Genomic DNA, 16,128 nt, shown 5'->3' on the forward strand with positions numbered 1-16,128 from the left:
TGAAAGAATGAGAAGAACCTTTATTAGCCCGGCTAAATACACACAAGGTGAGGATGAGCTGCTTCAATTGGGATACTTCGTCAGTACTTTCGGCACATCGGCTCTGCTGATTGCGCACCCGGATGATGTGAAGCGTGTGCAGGCCAAGCTCGATGCCACCAGCAGTCAATTCGGCATTACCCTCGTGAAGGGGGATTTCCAGGGCGAATGCTCCCGGCAGGAGATTTCCAGACTACAGGAGCTGGCCCGTGAGCACAAGTGTGCTTGTACAATCGGTCTTGGCGGAGGCAAAGCGATCGACACGGCCAAATGTGTGGCAGAAGGCGATGCGCTGATTATCGTTCCTACCATTGCGGCCACCGATGCACCCACCAGCCATTCCGCTGTGATTTACACTTCTGAAGGCGCTTTCGAGGATTATGCTTACTTCAAAGCCAGCCCTTCGGTGGTGCTGATTGATACGACTGTTATTGCGCAGGCTCCTACCCGCTTCCTGGTATCCGGGATGGGCGATGCCCTCTCCACCTACTTCGAGGCCAGAGCTACTGCGGCATCCTATTCCAATGTCAATGCGGGGCTTCCTTGCGGAGTGCATGCAGGCGTGATTACGGAGGCCAAAGGCACCAAAGCCGCGCTGGCCCTTGCCCGCTTATGCTACGATACACTGCTGGAGGATGGCGCCAAGGCCAAGCTGGCTTGTGATCAGAACGTGGTGACACCAGCGCTGGAGAATATAATCGAAACGAACATCCTGCTGTCGGGACTTGGCTTCGAGAGCAGCGGTCTGGCTGCCGCACATGCCATCCATAACGGCCTGACGGCGCTTGAAGGCACCCATCATTATTACCATGGCGAGAAGGTGGCCTTCAGCACGATTGCCCAGCTCGTTCTGGAGAACGCGCAGCAGGCAGAGATCGATCAGGTGTTGTCCTTCTGCCACTCTGTGGGCCTTCCCGTATGCCTGGCCGATATTGGTGTCGCTTCTATCTCCCATGAGGAGCTGCTGGAAGTGGCCCGCAAGGCGTGTATCCCGGAAGAGTCGATTCATTCGATGCCGTTCCCAGTTACCGCTGAAGCGGTTGCCGCTGCCATTACTGTCGCTGACAAGCTGGGCGAAGCCTTCAAGAAGAGTAAGGAGCAGCGCGTATGAAAAAGATAATCAACGATCCGGCCAATCTCGTCCGTGAGATGTGCAGTGGACTGGTGATGGCTCATCCGCAGCTGACATTCGACAGCAAATACAAAATTGTCTCCAGGTCTGCGCCGAATCCTGACAAGGTAACGCTGATCAGCGGCGGGGGCAGCGGCCATGAGCCGGCGCATGCCGGGCTGGTCGGACCGGGAATGCTGGATGCCGCAGTCTGCGGCGATGTCTTCGCCTCCCCGTCACAGATTCAGGTCTATCAGGCGATCCGCAACCATACCGGCCATAAGGGCGCTCTGCTGATCATCAAGAATTACAGCGGCGATATGATGAACTTCCAGAATGCGGCTTATCTGGCGGCTGAGGACGGCCTTGCTGTGGACTATGTGAAGGTTGATGATGATATTGCAGTAGAAGACAGCCTGTATACGGTGGGACGCCGAGGGGTTGCTGGCACGATTCTGGTGCATAAGGTTGCCGGGGCGGCTGCTGAGGCCGGACTGCCGCTGGCCGAGGTGAAGCAGGCCGCGCAGCATGCAGCTGCTCATGTGCGCAGTCTTGGTTTTGCTTTTACTTCCTGTACCGTTCCGGCCAAGGGTACGCCTACCTTCCAGCTTCAGGAGGATGAGATGGAGTATGGGGTCGGCATTCATGGGGAGCCGGGCATCCGCAGAGAAAAGCTGCTGACCGGCGATGAGCTGGCGGAACGTATGATCTCTGCCCTGCTGACCAGTCTGAACCTGGATCAGCCAGGCGGCGGAGAGGTGGTGGTGCTGGTCAACGGCTTCGGCGCAACGCCTCTGCAGGAGCTGTACCTGCTCAATCACTCCGTGATCCGTAGTCTGGGAGAACGGGGGATCATCATCCGCCAATCTCTTGTAGGCAACTATATGACCAGCATAGATATGGCCGGCGCTTCCATCAGCCTGATGAAGCTGGATGATGAGCTGCGCAGATGGCTTGCTGAGCCTTGCGATACTCCGGCGCTCCGGTTAACGGGTGAGCTTGCGCCGGTGCAATACGTCAGCCCGCTTCCACAGCAGGAGGCTCAGGCTGAGGTGAGCCTGACGGCCGAGACCGATCCGGGCTTCGCTGTCCTCCGTGACGAACGGCTGCGGCTTACGAACATCATCTATCTGGTGGATAAGATGAGCGAGATTATTATCGCGAATGAGGCTCCCTTCTGTGAGCTGGATGCTCATGCGGGTGATGGAGACTTCGGGATGAGTGTCGCCAAGGGCTTCAAGCAATTGAAGCGGGAATGGAAGGAGCTTGTGCAGCATCACTCTACGGATATCGGAAGCTTCCTTCAGGCCTGCTCTCTGATCATTATGGAGCATTGCGGCGGAGCTTCCGGTCCAATCTGGGGCTCAGCCTTCCGTTCAGCAGGCAAATATGCCATAGGCCGGACCTCGCTGAATACGCTGGAGATGGCCGGGATGCTGGACGCGGCGGCTCAGGGCATCCAGGCTACTGGTGAACGCTCCTTCGGTCGCGGGGCAGTCGTGGGTGACAAGACGCTGATCGATGCGCTGATTCCTTGTGCCGAAGCCTGGAAGAGCAGCGCGCAGCAGCAGCTGTCCTTGAAGGAGGCCTTCGCCAGGGGGGCTGAAGCCGCTGTCACGGGGGCGGAGCGTACGAAATCCATCGTTGCGCGGATGGGCCGGGCCGGGACGGTAGGCGAGCGCAGCATCGGCTACCCGGATGCGGGCGCATTTGCCCTGGGGGTTATTTTCACAGAGCTGTCTAATGCTGTCCAATAGACCTTCCATGGCCATAAGCCCGCCTGCCACTTCACCGTGGCGGCGGGCTTATTCTTGTCTAATAAACGAGGAGCCTGGAACATATGCAGGGTGTGATATGATGGAAGACAATCGGCCAGGCCATTATGTGACATTCTTTGAATATGCAGGAGGGATCATCATGGAATTAGAGAAGCAGGCTGATCAGCTTGAGCGGATCAGGACGAAGCTGGAGCAGGCCCTGTGCAAGGATGCGGAGTTCGCGGAATTTGGGGCTTCATCGCATCGATATAAGCTGAAAGAGAAGCTTACAGCAGGCGAGCTGGCGGACTGGGAGGCACAATATGGGATCAGGCTTCCTGAACCGTTCGCCCGGTTCTTGACAGAGATCGGGAACGGCGGGGCCGGACCGTATTACGGGATTTATCCGCTTGCACAGGCCACCTCCTATACCGAGCTTCCGGCACTCCAAGGCCGGGCGGCGCTTCATCCCGGAATGACCGCAGAGGAATGGAATCTATTGACGGAGCCTCTGACGGGGGAGCGGGACATCTCGGATGAAGAGTACGAGGAAGCGAGAAACAAGGCGCTTGGCGGAATGCTGTGTATCGGCACCCAGGGCTGCGAATATGAGATGTATCTCGTGCTGGAAGGGGAGCACCGGGGGAGGATTGTGTATACCTCGGAATTTTTCCCTGACCGCCCGTTCTTCTTCGTCTATGAAGATAACTTCCTGGACTGGTACGAGCGCTGGCTGGATGAGATTATTCTGGATTATGACAACGCATGGTTTGGCAGCCGGCTGCCGGGTGACGAGAATACGCTTATTCAGCTGTATCGGAACACTCCTGACGGGAAGCTGCAGGCCAAGGCGCTGGAGGCCATGTTCAAGTTCAAGCGAATCGCCCCGTCGACCCTGGAATTCCTGAAGCATGTGACGGAGCATAGCCCCCGGGATTCCACAACAGCCATCTCGCTGCTCTGCAAAACGTCCTTTGCGGCGGGCAGGCCCTATCTGCAGAAGCTGCTACAGTCGGATGATGCTGAGGGAGCGCTCCGCGCCTTAACCATTCTGCATACTTACGGCAAGAATGAGGACCGGACCGAATTCATTCCGCTGATCCGGCAGAGGCTTGAGAGGCTTGAAGGGATTAATGATGCGGAAACTCTGCGTTATGCCGGTTATATTCTAAAAGACTGCGATGCTGTGAACCTCCGCGATTTCGCACCCTTCCTGTGCCATACCAGCCTGGTTATGCAGACGGCTGCGATCTATGCCGTGAGAGACTGCGGGAATAAGCAGGAGAGCTGGCAGATCATTGAGCAGATGTTCCGTACCGGAGGTACAGAGGTACTGCGCAGCTCCATTTCACATTGGGACGTTATTCCACATGAGAAGCTGCTGCCTTACTATAAGGCGATATGGCCCGAATACAAAGGAAATCCTAATTTCAGGGAGAAATTCACCGCTTGCCTGCGGGAGCTGCACCTGCCGGATGATTATTTGGGCTGAGCGGATGGGGGCGATCTATTCCAGATTAGATGTAGACCTCACCGCCTCATCCAACTGTTGTCTCCGAGCCTCATTTAAGCTAATACTGGTTGAAGATGGTGTATTGTACGATTAATAAGAAAAGTTAGACTATGCAAATAAAACAATATTCTAATAGGAGAATTCCCATGAGACTTCGAGATAAAGTCGTTCTCGTTACAGGCGTTACGGGCACGGCAGGAGATAAAATTGCCAGAAAATGTGTTAGCGAGGGAGCGGAGGTCAAAGGGCTTATCCGAAATAGGGACCAGATCGCGCTATGTGAAGAGCTCGGCATTACACCCGTCATCGGAGACTTGACAGATAGAGCTGTTATCGCGGAAGCGCTTCGGAATGTGAATATTATTATTCACGCTGCGGCGTATCTGGGGGAGGATCGGGCAACTGCCGAGGCGTCCAATGTTCAGGGGGTCCAGAGTCTGGTTGACGGTGCTGTATCTGCGGGAGTGGAGCGCTTCGTGCATATTTCTACGGTATCGGTCTATGGTCATTTTGATGGAGAGGTGGAGCTGGATGAAGCTAGAAGCCTTGCCTTCGGCCACGGGGAGGTATACATTTCAACCAAATGTGAATCGGAACGGATCGTACAAGCTGCAAGGGCTAACGGTTTGACAAGTGTGATCCTGCGTCCTGGAGTGATCTGCTCCGAATCCAACTCGCACTGGGGCGACCGACTGATCACTAAGCTTGCTGATTCCGGGGAAGTGGACTGGATTCATCCAGAGGACTTAACGCCCTGGGTGCATGCGGACAACCTGGCTGAGATGTGTGTACTGGCAGCGACGCAGCCTGCGGCTGGGAACCAGTGCTATAACGCAATTGACGGAAATTATCCGGAAAAAGATTTTACGATGCGTATCGGTCTTGCCCTGAACAAGAAGTTCGTTATACCGGGCGGAGACCCCATAAGAACGGCGTATAGCTGCGACAAAATAAAAAACGAGCTCGGCTACAGCCCGGTCAAAACGTTCGAGGAGACCGTTGTCCGGCTGGAGCAGCAAGCTAGGGGAGAGCGAAATGTATCATAAACCGAAGGCCATGCGTTCCGTTCTAGATCCAAAGTATTTGGAATATTGCCTTAGTCCTCTGTACGACATTGGAGATTGGCGAGATTGCCTGTTCTGGTTACGCGGCTTGAACGATACTTACAGAATCCGTACCGGCAGAGGCACTTATATTCTTCGGATCTACCGCCAATCGATAGCTGAAAGTGATGTTGTCTATGAATTGTCTCTCCTGACACAGCTGGAACACCAATTAAGCGCAGTAAATACAAAGGTTTCCGTTCCCCTGCCTCAAAAGAACAGCAGCTTATATACGGTCATCGATGCGCCGGAGGGCCCGAGAGTTGCCGTGATTTACAGCTATCTGACAGGCACTGAGAACGTGCTGCATGATGAGGAATCATGTGCTTCTTTCGGAAAATCTGCTGCTGAATTGCATGCTGCCATGGACAGGGTCTCCTTAGATTTGCCTAGACCGGATCTGGATACCTGCGCTCTGATCTCCCGGCCGCTGGACCGTATTGTGGATTATCTCGGTGAGGGACACCGCTCAGCTGCGTACCTGCGCGAGTTCGCCGGGGCATTAACGGAGCGGATCAATGCTGCTAGTCCGGGCCTGGACTGGGGCATCTGCCACGGAGATTTGCACGGGAATAACAATGCCTTCCAGGAGGGCGATACGTTCACGCATTATGATTTTGAATGGGCGGCACAAGGTTGGCGAGCCTACGACTTGGCCCAGGTCCGGCACAGAAAACGTCTGCCGCAGGAGAAGAAGGAACCGCTGTGGCAGGCGTTAATGTCGGGCTACCGCTCGGTCAGAGACTTCTCCGAACAAGATGAATCTGCAATTGATCTGTTTATGATTGCCCGCCGGTTGTGGGTGATGGGACTTGATGTCGAGTTCATCAGTGACAGCGGCGCGCTGGATTACACGGAAGACTGGCTGGAGGATTTCATTAGTGAGTTCCGCTCTTATGATATAGTGTGATGATCCATGAGGAGGAGGACGGGGATGTACACCATCTATAAGCATTGTCCTGTCTTTAAAAATGAACAGATCACCCTGCGGCCTGTGCAAGAGGAGGATGTTGCAGGTCTGCTCAACTGTTACGGGGATCAGAAGGCGGTACCCTTATTCAACGCGGATAATTGTAACGGCGATACATTCTACTATCCCACAGCGGAGCGGATGAAGCAGGCGCTTGATTTCTGGAGGTACAGCTATGACACGGAGCAGTTTGTCCGCATGACGATCATCTGGAATCCTACTAACGAGATCATCGGAACGGTGGAGATGTTTAACCGCGGGGAGGCTCCCGGCTATGGGGTGCATGGCGTTTTGCGCGTAGATGTGATGAGCGTATATGAGCAGGAAGAGGTGCTGAGTGCTGTCCTGGAGCTGGCGCAGGAGTATTTCTACCATGCATTCGATGTGGAATGGATCATGACCAAAGCCATCGGCGCTGCGGTAGAGCGCAGGGCTGTTCTTACAGGGCAGGGGTATATTCCGCTCAAGGAGTTCGAGCTGTCGGATTATTATGGCCGCGTAAAAAAGGAGCTCTAGTGCCGATTACCCTCCGCTAGGCAAGATGCTGTTAAAAGCCCACTCCAGCTGGGCATCCGCCCAGGCATCTTCTCCGCGAATGCATATGATGATTATGCCTAATGAAGCGAAAGAGGAGCGATGGATATGGGATTTATACCAGTGCCGGGAGGCGGCGGAGGATTTCCGGGGATACCGGGATTTCCGGGTGGACCAGGCTTGCCGGGAGGGCCGGGGATTCCAGGGATACCAGGCGGAGGGCCTGGGGGATTTCCGGGGACGCCCGGGGGTGCGCCGGGAGGAGTAGCCGCACCGACGGCGCCACCGCCGCAATTCGTACCGCAAGCACCAGCGGTCACGGCTTATGCGGTTGACCCCGGGGGCATTAGAGGATGCCTGTTCCGCAACACTTATATCTGGCTGAACAATGGTGAGCAGTTCTGGTTCTACCCGGTATTCGTGGGCCGTAATTCGGTCGCAGGCTTCAGATGGAATGGCTTCTTCTGGGGATACTACGGCGTTGATTTGAACCGGGTTAGCTCGTTCACCTGCTTCTAGCCTGGCTGCATCTCCCTGTTTGGCGTACCGTGACTTGGTTAAGTATAGATCAAGATCACGGACAGGGAGGTGTACTATGGACAACCTGTGGATGGCATTCGTCTACCCTGGCAGCTTCTTGAGTCTGCTGGGGGTAGTGTTACTGATTATTGGTTATCAGCGGCGGCGCACAGGCCGGCGTACCCGTCTGGAGAGTGTGGCCCAGCCGGGTACGCCGGCACCGGGTGGACCCGGCACAGCATCGTTCCAGCGGGAGGTACGGTATTCGCTGATGGGAGGCATTCTGCTTGGAATCGGACTGCTTCTGTTCGCTGGACTGGGCATTACTTCACTGTTCAGCTAGGACAAGCCTTAACTTAGCACGCTTATAAGAGCAGCCGGGCCAGCCGGTGAATCCCCTGCTCAATCAAGTTCTCATCCACCTTGGCAAATCCCAGCACCCAACCCTTCCTGCGGCTCTTAAGGCAGTAATGGGCAAGCGGATATACCCGGATTCCCTGCTCCAGGGCTAACCGGGTCACGGCTTCCTCGTCGCAGTCTGGCTCCGCCTCAAGGAATACATGCAGCCCCGTCTCTGCTCCGCTCAGGATGAACCGCTCCCCTAGACCACTGGACGTTATCGCCTTGGTGATGGCTTCATGTCTGCGGCGGTACACATTGCGGACTCTGCGCATATGGCGCATGAAATGACCCTTCTGGATGAAGTGTACTAAAGTGAGCTGATCCATCACCGGAAGGTGGCGGTAGGTCAGCTCCTGTATACGCGCCAACTGGGCAATGGCCCGTGCCGGGCCGATAATCGCCGAGATGCGTATGGCCGGGGCGATCATTTTGGAGAAGCTCATCAGATACAGGGTATTATTCGGCGCCTGGCTATAGAGCGTGGGCAGCGGGTCGCCACGGTAGCGGAATTCACTGTCATAGCCATCTTCTATAATCCATAGCTGGTCCTGCACAGCCTGATGCAGCAACTGCTGCCTGCGCGGCTCTGACATCACGGAGCCTATGGCGCACTGGTGCGAAGGGGTCACGAAGATGAGCCGGGATTCGGGGTGGATCTGGTCAACCACAAGACCCTGCCCGTCTACAGGCACAGATGCTACGCGCATCCGCCGGTAATTCATCGCCATCCAGGCCGCAGGGAAGCCGGGATCTTCCACAGAGACGGTATCTCCTTCCGTGAGCAGGGATTGGGCAATCAGGTCAAGGCTGTGCTGCGCTCCTGAGGTCAACAGAATCTGATCGGGCTCAACCCATATGCCCCGCTCAAGCAGCAAGTAACGCTGAATCTGTTCCCTGAGCGGCAGGAGACCGTACGGATTGCCGTAGGACCAATCGGATAATTCCATTGCAGCGGAGGCGTGAAGCAGCGATTGCCGCCATTGATTCTGGAAGGTCCTGTCCACATAAGGCTCATGGGGGGTGAAATCAATTTCCACCCCTTGAGGCTGATGGCCTCCGAACCAGTCCTGCAGCTGATCTACCGCTGAGTTCAGCAGGGGAAGCGATGGAGGAACGGGTCCTTCTGGTATGATCTCCCGGGTTGTCTGGGTGACAGGGTTCCAATGGCTTACCCGTGTTCCGCCCCGCCGGGAGGTTACGGTATACCCTCTGCTGAGCAGCTCCTCGTAGACGAGCTGCACCGTGGAGCGTGATACCCCGAGCTGCTCGGCGAGCTCACGGGAAGGGAGCAGCAGCTCGCCCGGCGCCCAGATGCCTTGTGTAATATTATGAATGGCCTGATTCAGCAATTGCTGCCAGATCGGACTTGCGTCGTTACGGTTGACGAACATTATAAGGAATCCCCTCCCGGTTGTTGTTTTGGTACAGTGTCTTAATTATGGATTGCTCGGAACCGTCCTCTTTGGATATTTTAGCACAGTCCAATAGTTGATATACTACCGAATAACGTATACGCGGAGGACGCGGGGAGGAGAGGGTTCGATATGAATCCGGTTCGTTACAAGGTTAGGGAATGTAAGGATGAGGCGAGGATAGAACAGTTTTTGAAGCAGGCGAGAATTGGGTTCTTGGGATTAGCGGATGGGAATCTCCCCTATGTTGTGCCGCTTAACTATGTATGGATGGGCGGGAAGCTGTATATCCACGGGGCCGGAGATGGAAGACGCAATCAGGTGATGAGTGAGAATTCAGAGATATGCTTCACGGTCTGTGAGGAATACGGAACCATCACGAACCCCGTGCCCGCCAAGACGGATACCGCCTATATGAGCGTGATGGTATTTGGGCAGGCAGAGCCGGTGACGGATCTGGATGAAGCTACGGAGGTCCTGCAGGAGATGATGAACAAATATGTACCCGGATACTATAACCGGCCTCTGTCCAAGCAGCATGTTGAGAAATACCGGTCGGCTGTGTACGGCGGGCCCGTACAAGTGTACCGGATCACTCCGCAGCATCTGACAGCCAAAGAGAATCCGGTTGAAGCAGAGAGTATGTACAAGCCAGGGACGAATGATGGGCAGAGCGTGTGACGTCTGCACTCCAAACTGAATAGAGAATGAGCGCTCGGGCCGGTAACGGCCCGGGCTTGTTCGCGTTATGGCATGGGCGAATGTAATCGGAAAACCGAATACAATGGGCCGGGCAGGGGCGCGCGGACAGAAATGTAATCGAAAAACCGATCACAATGCGCCGCGAGGGGGGGGATGGACGGAAATGTAAGTGGAAAACCGATTACAATGGGCCGGGTGGGGGCGCGTGGGCCAAATGTAATCGAAAAACCGATTACAACGGTGCGACCCCCTTATCCCGGAGTCCTCCGTATCAAATCGGTACTTGTCGTAGATATGCTCTTTATTTCGCTTTTTCTCTCGGCCAGAAGAAGCGGGAGCGGTCTTCTTGGGTCAGGACCCACTCCGCAAAGGTAGCTGGCGGCATGTTCCGAAGGCTCGTATGCATTCTGCGGTTGTTGTAGAAGTCCATGTACCGATCCACCGCTTCATAGGCCTCTTCGAACGTGTCGAAGGCCTCTTTGCGGAACAAATCCCGGTCGATATTACTGTGGAACGATTCAATAAAAGCGTTTAAATCCGGCGTTCGAGGCGGAATGCGTTCATGGGTCATTTCCCAGCTTTCACACATGTCGCCAAACAGATGGCTGACGAACTGTGGGCCGTTGTCGGTGCGGATCACCGGGCGTGCGCTGTCAGGGGCGCAGTGTTGCTCCATGGCGCGTCCCAGCGTCTGGCAGGCGTGCTTGGCCTCACACGACGATCCGCGGTGGTAGCCGACGATGACACGGGTAAACACATCGATAATGCTCAGGACAAAGAAATGCCGGTCGCGGCCCGCCACGTACCCGTACTTAATGTCCATCTGCCAGAGCTGGCCTGCTCCGGTAATGACCCGGTTCTCCGGCAGCTTCCGGGGATGCTTAAAACGCTTGTGACGCTGCGGCTGCAGGATATCCAGCGCCTGACACAGCCGGTAACTTTTCTTGTGATTGAGCTTTAAACGGTGCTGGTTCCACAAGCACTTGGCCAGCAGTTTGTATCCGTACACGTGCTCTTCTCCAGCGATTAATTCTAGCAGCCATTCCTGGATTTCCTCGTCGCTAATTTTCGCTCCAGACTCGGTCAGAGAGTAGCCGGGTACGGGTCTTCCGCGCCCCTGGAGTACGGCCTGTGCATCCTGTGACTTGCGTTTCTTACGGTCGTAGTACGTGGACTCTGCGAGCCCGATGAGACGTAGTACCAACGCTGCGGAATATCCCTGCTTAATGAACATCTCGGCTACCTCGATTTTTTCGGATAAGCAGGGGTTGGCTTTTTTAGCAGTTCACGCAGAATCTCAATCTCTAACTCCTTTTCACCGAGCATCTTGACCGCCTTCTCATATTTCTGCTCGACCTCTACCAGGCGCTTCAGTTCCTCTACCTGCTCCTGGGGGTACGGATGATCTTGTTCTCCATGGGCTTCCCGGTAATCCCTCACCCACTGATTCACCGTGGACGGAGTCACCCCATACTTTCGGGCAACCACCGCCGCCTTAATGCCAGATAACACCTCTTGCGCTGCCTTCTCTCTTGTTCCTGTTAAGTGTCCCATACCGTTCATCCTCCTCCTATCTCTAGTCTACATTTTTGTGGGGGAGGACTCCAACTTCATTAGGGGGCTGTGGAGACAATGCGCCGCGAGGGGGGGATGGACGGAAATGTAATCGAAAAACCGATCACAATGGGCAGGGTGAGGGCGTGTGGACCAAATGTAAGCGAGGATAGAGGGCCGGCAAAGTTGCTGTGAGCCCCAGGATATCGTATGGTTGAGTTAATATAGCAAACAAAGGTAGTATAGAGAATATTAGTAGGATCGAGAATACAGGTAGGATCGAGCAGAAAGGATGAAGCAAATGTCCACAGATAACCAAGCTCTTCCCCCGGCTCCGATTACAGAACCCGGACGGTATGTCCTTGATCTGACGGGGCCCGGCAGCCACACGCTTGAACGCAAGCCCGGTATGGGCAGCTTATCGATCGGCCCCAAGGGCTTGAAGCAACCAGCGGAGGTGCTGGTCGCTGCGGAAGAGCGCATCAACTGGTCCGTCTTCGAGCCCTTCGCCACCCCGGCCGGCTCGCCATGGCCGCGTTATATAAGCTATACCGGCGGTGATGCGGGGTTCCTCGAGTGGGCGGAGCGGCGGCCTATTGAGACTATAAGCTGGACCCCGGTGCTGCCGGAGGGTGCATCCTTGGACGGTAGTCAGGCGGATATCTATACCCTGGGTATCAGACTGGGTCCTCTGGCAAATGGACAGCTGAGCCTGGTCCTGCCGGACAAGCTGTACAACCTGAGCTTGTCTGGTGATCTGACCCGCTTCTCGGCTTCCGGCCATCTGCCGGCTTATCTGGGCCTGGTGCCGGACACGAACCGGCGCAAGAGCGATGCGCCTTACCGGTTGCCGGACCTCGGCGTGCTGAATGGGGTGACCACTCTGGCGTTGAATAGCCCGCCCTTGGGCCAGCCCATCTCGCTGGACGGCCTGGAGCAATTCCCGAACCTGGAGTCGCTCAGCCTGTGGGGAAGCTTCTGCGATCTGGAGGCGCTTGCCCGCCTGACGGGGCTGACCAGCCTGGAGCTCCGTTTCATGCCGGAGCTGGAAGGCCTGCCTTCCCTGGATACATGGCCGCTGCTGAACCGGTTCATCGCCTACAATGTCGAGGAGGCCGTAGGCAAACGTCTGCGGCAGCAGATGAAGGCGCGCGCCAAGGTGCGCCCTTGGGATGAGTATGCGTCGGTGAGCCAGCTGAGGAAGCCCGAGTGGTGGGTGAGTGAGTACGGCCGCCCGTTCTCCGCCTGGCCGAAGCGTCTCGCCAAGCTGGCGAACGAAGCCTACGATACTGCACAAGCAGATATGGCGGAGGCCCGCAATCTTGAAGAGGCGGAAGCAGCCATTACCGCCTTCACCCTGTGCTTCAATTCACTGAAGGGCATCGAGACTACCGAGAGGGAAGACCTTGGCGAAGCCGTATGGCAGCTCAGCCAGTCAGAGCACCAGATCGGGCAGCCTATAACAGAGGAATTGGCGCAGAGCTGGTTCGATGCGGCCCGTGATTATTAACTAAAAAGTTTATAAAAAATAAGATAAATCTTAAAATTTAGTTTCATTAGTGATAAACTAGGATCAGGATTGATCCAAACGGTGTGTGACCTGGTCCGCGCTGGCTTGCTATGGCGCCTAAGCAGGAGTGTCTGCATCCTTCCTGCAAATCGTAGGGTAGAAGGACGGTATAATATGAGCAACCAACAAACAAAAACAGACGTTATTTTAATTGGTGCTGGAATCATGAGTGCAACACTTGGTTCATTGTTAAAGGAATTAGTACCGGATTGGCAAATAACCGTGTTTGAGCGGCGTGCGGGTGCCGGGGAGGAGAGCTCAGGTGAATGGAACAATGCGGGAACGGGGCATTCTTCACTCTGCGAGCTTAACTATACTACAGAGCAGCCGGACGGATCGATTGACATCAGCAAGGCGATTAAGGTGAACGAGGAATTTCAGTTCTCCAAGCAATTCTGGTCCTATCTGGTGAGCCAGAAACGAATACACAATCCGCAGGATTTCATTGTTCCTGTGCCACATATGAGCTTTGTGGAAGGGCAGAAGGATGTTACATTTTTACAAAAACGATTTGAAGCGCTTTCAAATAGCCCGCTGTTTCAAGGGATGGAATTCTCCGATGATCCAAAGCGCCTGATGGAATGGATTCCGCTGATGATGAAGAACCGGAAGCTGGACCAGCCGATAGCGGCGACCAAAATCGATTCGGGAACGGATGTGAACTTCGGCGCCCTGACCCGTATGCTGTTCAACCACTTGCAGAGCAATAACACCGATATCAGATATAATCATCAGGTGGATGACCTGAAGCGCGCGCAGGACGGCTCCTGGGAGCTGAAGGTGAAGAATCTCGCCAGCGGCGTGACAGAGCGTCATAACGCCAAGTTCGTCTTCATCGGCGGCGGGGGAGGAAGTCTGCATCTGCTGCAGAAATCCGGTATCCCGGAAGGCAAAAAGATTGGCGGATTCCCGGTAAGCGGACTGTTCATGGTCTGCAAGAAGCCGGAGATTGTAGCCCAGCATCATGCCAAGGTGTATGGAAAGGCTGCGGTGGGTGCGCCTCCGATGTCTGTTCCGCATCTGGATACCCGGGTGATCGATAAGCAGGAATCCCTGTTCTTCGGGCCGTTTGCCGGCTTCTCGCCTAAGTTCCTGAAATACGGCTCTATGTTCGATCTGATTACCTCGGTCAAGCCGGATAATCTGGTTACGATGCTTGCAGCAGGAGCGAAGAACCTGTCATTGACCAAATATCTGATCGGGCAGGTCATGCTGTCCAAAGAACAGCGCATGGAAGCGCTGCGGGAGTTCATCCCGGATGCGAACAGCGAGGATTGGGAGCTGGTGGTGGCGGGCCAGCGGGTGCAGATTATTAAGGATACAGCGGCCGGTAAGGGCATGCTTCAATTCGGAACGGAAGTGATCAGCAGTGCGGACGGCTCCATCGCCGCATTGCTGGGAGCCTCGCCAGGGGCGTCAACAGCCGTCTCTGTCATGCTGGAGGTCATCACCAAGTGCTTCCCGCAGCAGATCAAGGCCTGGGAGCCGAAGATCAAGCAGATGATTCCTGCCTACGGCATGTCCCTGTCCGCTAACCCGAAGCTATTGAACGACATTCATGCTTCTGCAGCGCACACGCTGGGCCTGACGAATGGAACAGATGGGCATGAGCCGCCGGCCGCGGTCAATCATCTATAGCCATAGAGAGCGTGCGGCTGACCACCAGCCAGCTCTTATATACATGCAAAGAGGCCATCCCCGGGGATAGCCTCTTTGTCTTGCTGTGTTCATCTCCCGGACTGAGTACTTCAAGGGCGATCAAGCCTTATGAGTCTTGAACAGCCGGATCGCCAGAATCAGAGCTACCGCCACAGCGGCGAGGCCCGCCCAGTTCAGGTGGAGCACAGAGGTACGGCTGATCACATAGCCGCCTAAGCCCGATCCCAGCGCGAATCCGAACTGGATGAAGGATGTATTTACGCTCAGGGCCATATCCGGGTTCCGGGGAACCAGGGTGACCAGCAGGAGCTGCTGTGCAGGGGAGATGCTCCAGGTCCCCAGCATGAAGATCATCAGGATCAGGAGGAGGAAGATCACAGGAACGCCCGTTAGTGCGAACAGGAGGAGCGTGGCTGCCTGTAACAGGAGTCCTGCGATAATGGTGAACTTCGATCCTTTAGAATCGGCCAATTGCCCGCCTAACTTGGAGCCCATGAAGCTGCAGACTCCCGCCAGGAAGAGCACCCCGCTAATTTCGGTGACAGACAGAGAGGATGCGGCCTGCAGGTAAGGGGTAATATAAGTGAAGAGTGTAGCGTAACCCCCTACATACAATAAGCTGATCGCCAGAGCGGTAACAATTCTGGAATCCTTAAGCACAGAGAGCTGCATCTTCAGGGTGACGGCTTCTTTTTCTTTTATGGCAGGGACCTTGGCTGAGATGATGAACAGCGGAATAAGGCTGAGCCCCCCGACGATGATGAACAGAGCCCTCCACCCAAAGTATCCGCTGAAAAAAGTGCCGGCCGGTACGCCCAGAACCAGCGAGCTGCTGAGTCCCATCAGAATAATGCCAATCGCATTGCCTCTGCGCTCCTTCTCCACGAGCCTTGTAGCTACAGCCATGGCGACTACAGTAGCTATGCCCCCGCTTGCTCCTTGAATAACCCGTACCCCTAGCATAGCTTCATAGGGCAGTCTCAGAAGCATCAGCCCATTGCTGGCAATGAATACGCCGAGGGCGGTCAGCAGCAGCTTTTTGCGGTCCATATTGAGAGTCAGTGCAATGAGCACCGGTGCAATAATCGCTGCGGACAGCGCGAATACAGTCACCAGCAGCCCCGCTTCGGAGGTGGATACGCCCAGATCTGAGGCAATCATCTCAATCACACCTGTAATAATGTATTCAATCGTCCCGATCAGAAAAACGGCAAGTGCCAGAATATATATCGTCAATCGGTTATTCAAGTTCATTCGCTCCTTGTGGTTTCATATCCTTGTAC

At 55.2% G+C, this 16,128-nt stretch carries 15 protein-coding genes; 11 read left to right on the top strand and 4 right to left on the bottom strand.

The window, feature by feature from the left end; genetic code table 11:
• The first annotated feature begins 7 nt into the window (after positions 1-7).
• The 8 genes from MKX42_RS01750 (at position 8) to MKX42_RS01785 (ending at position 7,889) form a co-directional block, all read left to right on the top strand.
• On the top strand, positions 8-1,150 hold the full coding sequence (locus MKX42_RS01750) for a glycerol dehydrogenase (RefSeq protein ID WP_076080577.1): 1,143 nt from the start codon (positions 8-10) through the stop codon (positions 1,148-1,150).
• Positions 1,147-2,907 (top strand): dihydroxyacetone kinase subunit DhaK, encoded by a 1,761-nt coding sequence (dhaK, locus tag MKX42_RS01755; RefSeq protein ID WP_340750714.1) that lies wholly within the window; start codon positions 1,147-1,149, stop codon positions 2,905-2,907. Before MKX42_RS01750 ends, dhaK begins: the two co-directional genes overlap by 4 nt.
• Before the next feature lie 160 nt (positions 2,908-3,067).
• Positions 3,068-4,399, top strand: coding sequence for an SMI1/KNR4 family protein (locus tag MKX42_RS01760; protein ID WP_340750716.1), 1,332 nt, complete (start codon positions 3,068-3,070; stop codon positions 4,397-4,399).
• 167 nt (positions 4,400-4,566) lie between these two features.
• The gene (locus MKX42_RS01765) at positions 4,567-5,466 is read left to right on the top strand and encodes an NAD-dependent epimerase/dehydratase family protein (RefSeq protein WP_340750717.1); all 900 of its coding nucleotides are present in this window, start codon (positions 4,567-4,569) and stop codon (positions 5,464-5,466) included.
• Entirely contained in the window at positions 5,456-6,433 is a 978-nt protein-coding gene (locus MKX42_RS01770; protein WP_340750719.1) for a phosphotransferase, read from the top strand. Before MKX42_RS01765 ends, MKX42_RS01770 begins: the two co-directional genes overlap by 11 nt.
• A 24-nt stretch (positions 6,434-6,457) precedes the next feature.
• The gene (locus MKX42_RS01775; protein WP_340750721.1) at positions 6,458-7,009 is read left to right on the top strand and encodes a GNAT family N-acetyltransferase; all 552 of its coding nucleotides are present in this window, start codon (positions 6,458-6,460) and stop codon (positions 7,007-7,009) included.
• A 126-nt stretch (positions 7,010-7,135) separates the two neighbouring features.
• Complete coding sequence (locus tag MKX42_RS01780; protein WP_340750723.1) at positions 7,136-7,546, top strand: collagen-like protein; 411 nt, start codon at positions 7,136-7,138, stop codon at positions 7,544-7,546.
• Between the two features lie 76 nt (positions 7,547-7,622).
• Positions 7,623-7,889, top strand: a complete 267-nt coding sequence (locus tag MKX42_RS01785) for a hypothetical protein (protein ID WP_340750725.1) — start codon at positions 7,623-7,625, stop codon at positions 7,887-7,889.
• A gap of 22 nt (positions 7,890-7,911) precedes the next feature.
• Here the strand turns inward: MKX42_RS01785 and pdxR are convergent, their stop codons facing one another.
• Positions 7,912-9,342 carry a MocR-like pyridoxine biosynthesis transcription factor PdxR gene (pdxR, locus tag MKX42_RS01790; RefSeq protein WP_340757597.1) on the bottom strand — a complete coding sequence of 477 codons (1,431 nt, stop codon included), beginning with the start codon at positions 9,340-9,342 and terminating at the stop codon, positions 7,912-7,914.
• Positions 9,343-9,492: 150 nt separating this feature from the next.
• On the opposite strand from pdxR, the gene MKX42_RS01795 reads away from it, so the two are divergent.
• Positions 9,493-10,041, top strand: a complete 549-nt coding sequence (locus MKX42_RS01795) for a pyridoxamine 5'-phosphate oxidase family protein (RefSeq protein WP_340750727.1) — start codon at positions 9,493-9,495, stop codon at positions 10,039-10,041.
• A 322-nt stretch (positions 10,042-10,363) separates the two neighbouring features.
• Here MKX42_RS01795 and MKX42_RS01800 read toward each other — a convergent pair whose 3' ends face one another.
• Both MKX42_RS01800 and MKX42_RS01805 read right to left on the bottom strand, forming a co-directional pair.
• Positions 10,364-11,296, bottom strand: coding sequence for an IS3 family transposase (locus MKX42_RS01800; RefSeq protein ID WP_340750729.1), 933 nt, complete (start codon positions 11,294-11,296; stop codon positions 10,364-10,366).
• A gap of 5 nt (positions 11,297-11,301) precedes the next feature.
• Positions 11,302-11,616: a helix-turn-helix domain-containing protein gene (locus MKX42_RS01805; RefSeq protein WP_340750738.1), complete on the bottom strand. Its 315-nt coding sequence runs from the start codon at positions 11,614-11,616 to the stop codon at positions 11,302-11,304.
• Positions 11,617-11,917: 301 nt separating this feature from the next.
• On the opposite strand from MKX42_RS01805, the gene MKX42_RS01810 reads away from it, so the two are divergent.
• Entirely contained in the window at positions 11,918-13,126 is a 1,209-nt protein-coding gene (locus MKX42_RS01810; protein ID WP_340750739.1) for a hypothetical protein, read from the top strand.
• A gap of 174 nt (positions 13,127-13,300) precedes the next feature.
• Positions 13,301-14,824, top strand: a complete 1,524-nt coding sequence (locus MKX42_RS01815) for a malate:quinone oxidoreductase (protein WP_340750741.1) — start codon at positions 13,301-13,303, stop codon at positions 14,822-14,824.
• A 120-nt stretch (positions 14,825-14,944) separates the two neighbouring features.
• Here MKX42_RS01815 and MKX42_RS01820 read toward each other — a convergent pair whose 3' ends face one another.
• A complete protein-coding gene (locus MKX42_RS01820; RefSeq protein ID WP_445669292.1) occupies positions 14,945-16,099 on the bottom strand; it encodes an MFS transporter in 1,155 nt (384 codons plus the stop codon).
• Positions 16,100-16,128: the final 29 nt, after the last annotated feature.

Source organism: Paenibacillus sp. FSL R7-0204 (genome assembly GCF_038002225.1).
Lineage (GTDB): Bacteria > Bacillota > Bacilli > Paenibacillales > Paenibacillaceae > Paenibacillus_AQ.

Coding starts and splice junctions, on each gene's coding strand:
- MKX42_RS01800 (WP_340750729.1), bottom strand. CDS start 11,296: ATGTTCATTAAGCAGGGATATTCCGCAGCGTTGGTACTACGTCTCATC.
- MKX42_RS01750 (WP_076080577.1), top strand. CDS start 8: ATGAGAAGAACCTTTATTAGCCCGGCTAAATACACACAAGGTGAGGAT.
- dhaK (WP_340750714.1), top strand. CDS start 1,147: ATGAAAAAGATAATCAACGATCCGGCCAATCTCGTCCGTGAGATGTGC.
- MKX42_RS01795 (WP_340750727.1), top strand. CDS start 9,493: ATGAATCCGGTTCGTTACAAGGTTAGGGAATGTAAGGATGAGGCGAGG.
- MKX42_RS01815 (WP_340750741.1), top strand. CDS start 13,301: ATGAGCAACCAACAAACAAAAACAGACGTTATTTTAATTGGTGCTGGA.
- MKX42_RS01810 (WP_340750739.1), top strand. CDS start 11,918: ATGTCCACAGATAACCAAGCTCTTCCCCCGGCTCCGATTACAGAACCC.
- MKX42_RS01780 (WP_340750723.1), top strand. CDS start 7,136: ATGGGATTTATACCAGTGCCGGGAGGCGGCGGAGGATTTCCGGGGATA.
- MKX42_RS01775 (WP_340750721.1), top strand. CDS start 6,458: ATGTACACCATCTATAAGCATTGTCCTGTCTTTAAAAATGAACAGATC.
- MKX42_RS01805 (WP_340750738.1), bottom strand. CDS start 11,616: ATGGGACACTTAACAGGAACAAGAGAGAAGGCAGCGCAAGAGGTGTTA.
- MKX42_RS01785 (WP_340750725.1), top strand. CDS start 7,623: ATGGACAACCTGTGGATGGCATTCGTCTACCCTGGCAGCTTCTTGAGT.
- MKX42_RS01820 (WP_445669292.1), bottom strand. CDS start 16,099: ATGAACTTGAATAACCGATTGACGATATATATTCTGGCACTTGCCGTT.
- MKX42_RS01770 (WP_340750719.1), top strand. CDS start 5,456: ATGTATCATAAACCGAAGGCCATGCGTTCCGTTCTAGATCCAAAGTAT.
- MKX42_RS01760 (WP_340750716.1), top strand. CDS start 3,068: ATGGAATTAGAGAAGCAGGCTGATCAGCTTGAGCGGATCAGGACGAAG.
- MKX42_RS01765 (WP_340750717.1), top strand. CDS start 4,567: ATGAGACTTCGAGATAAAGTCGTTCTCGTTACAGGCGTTACGGGCACG.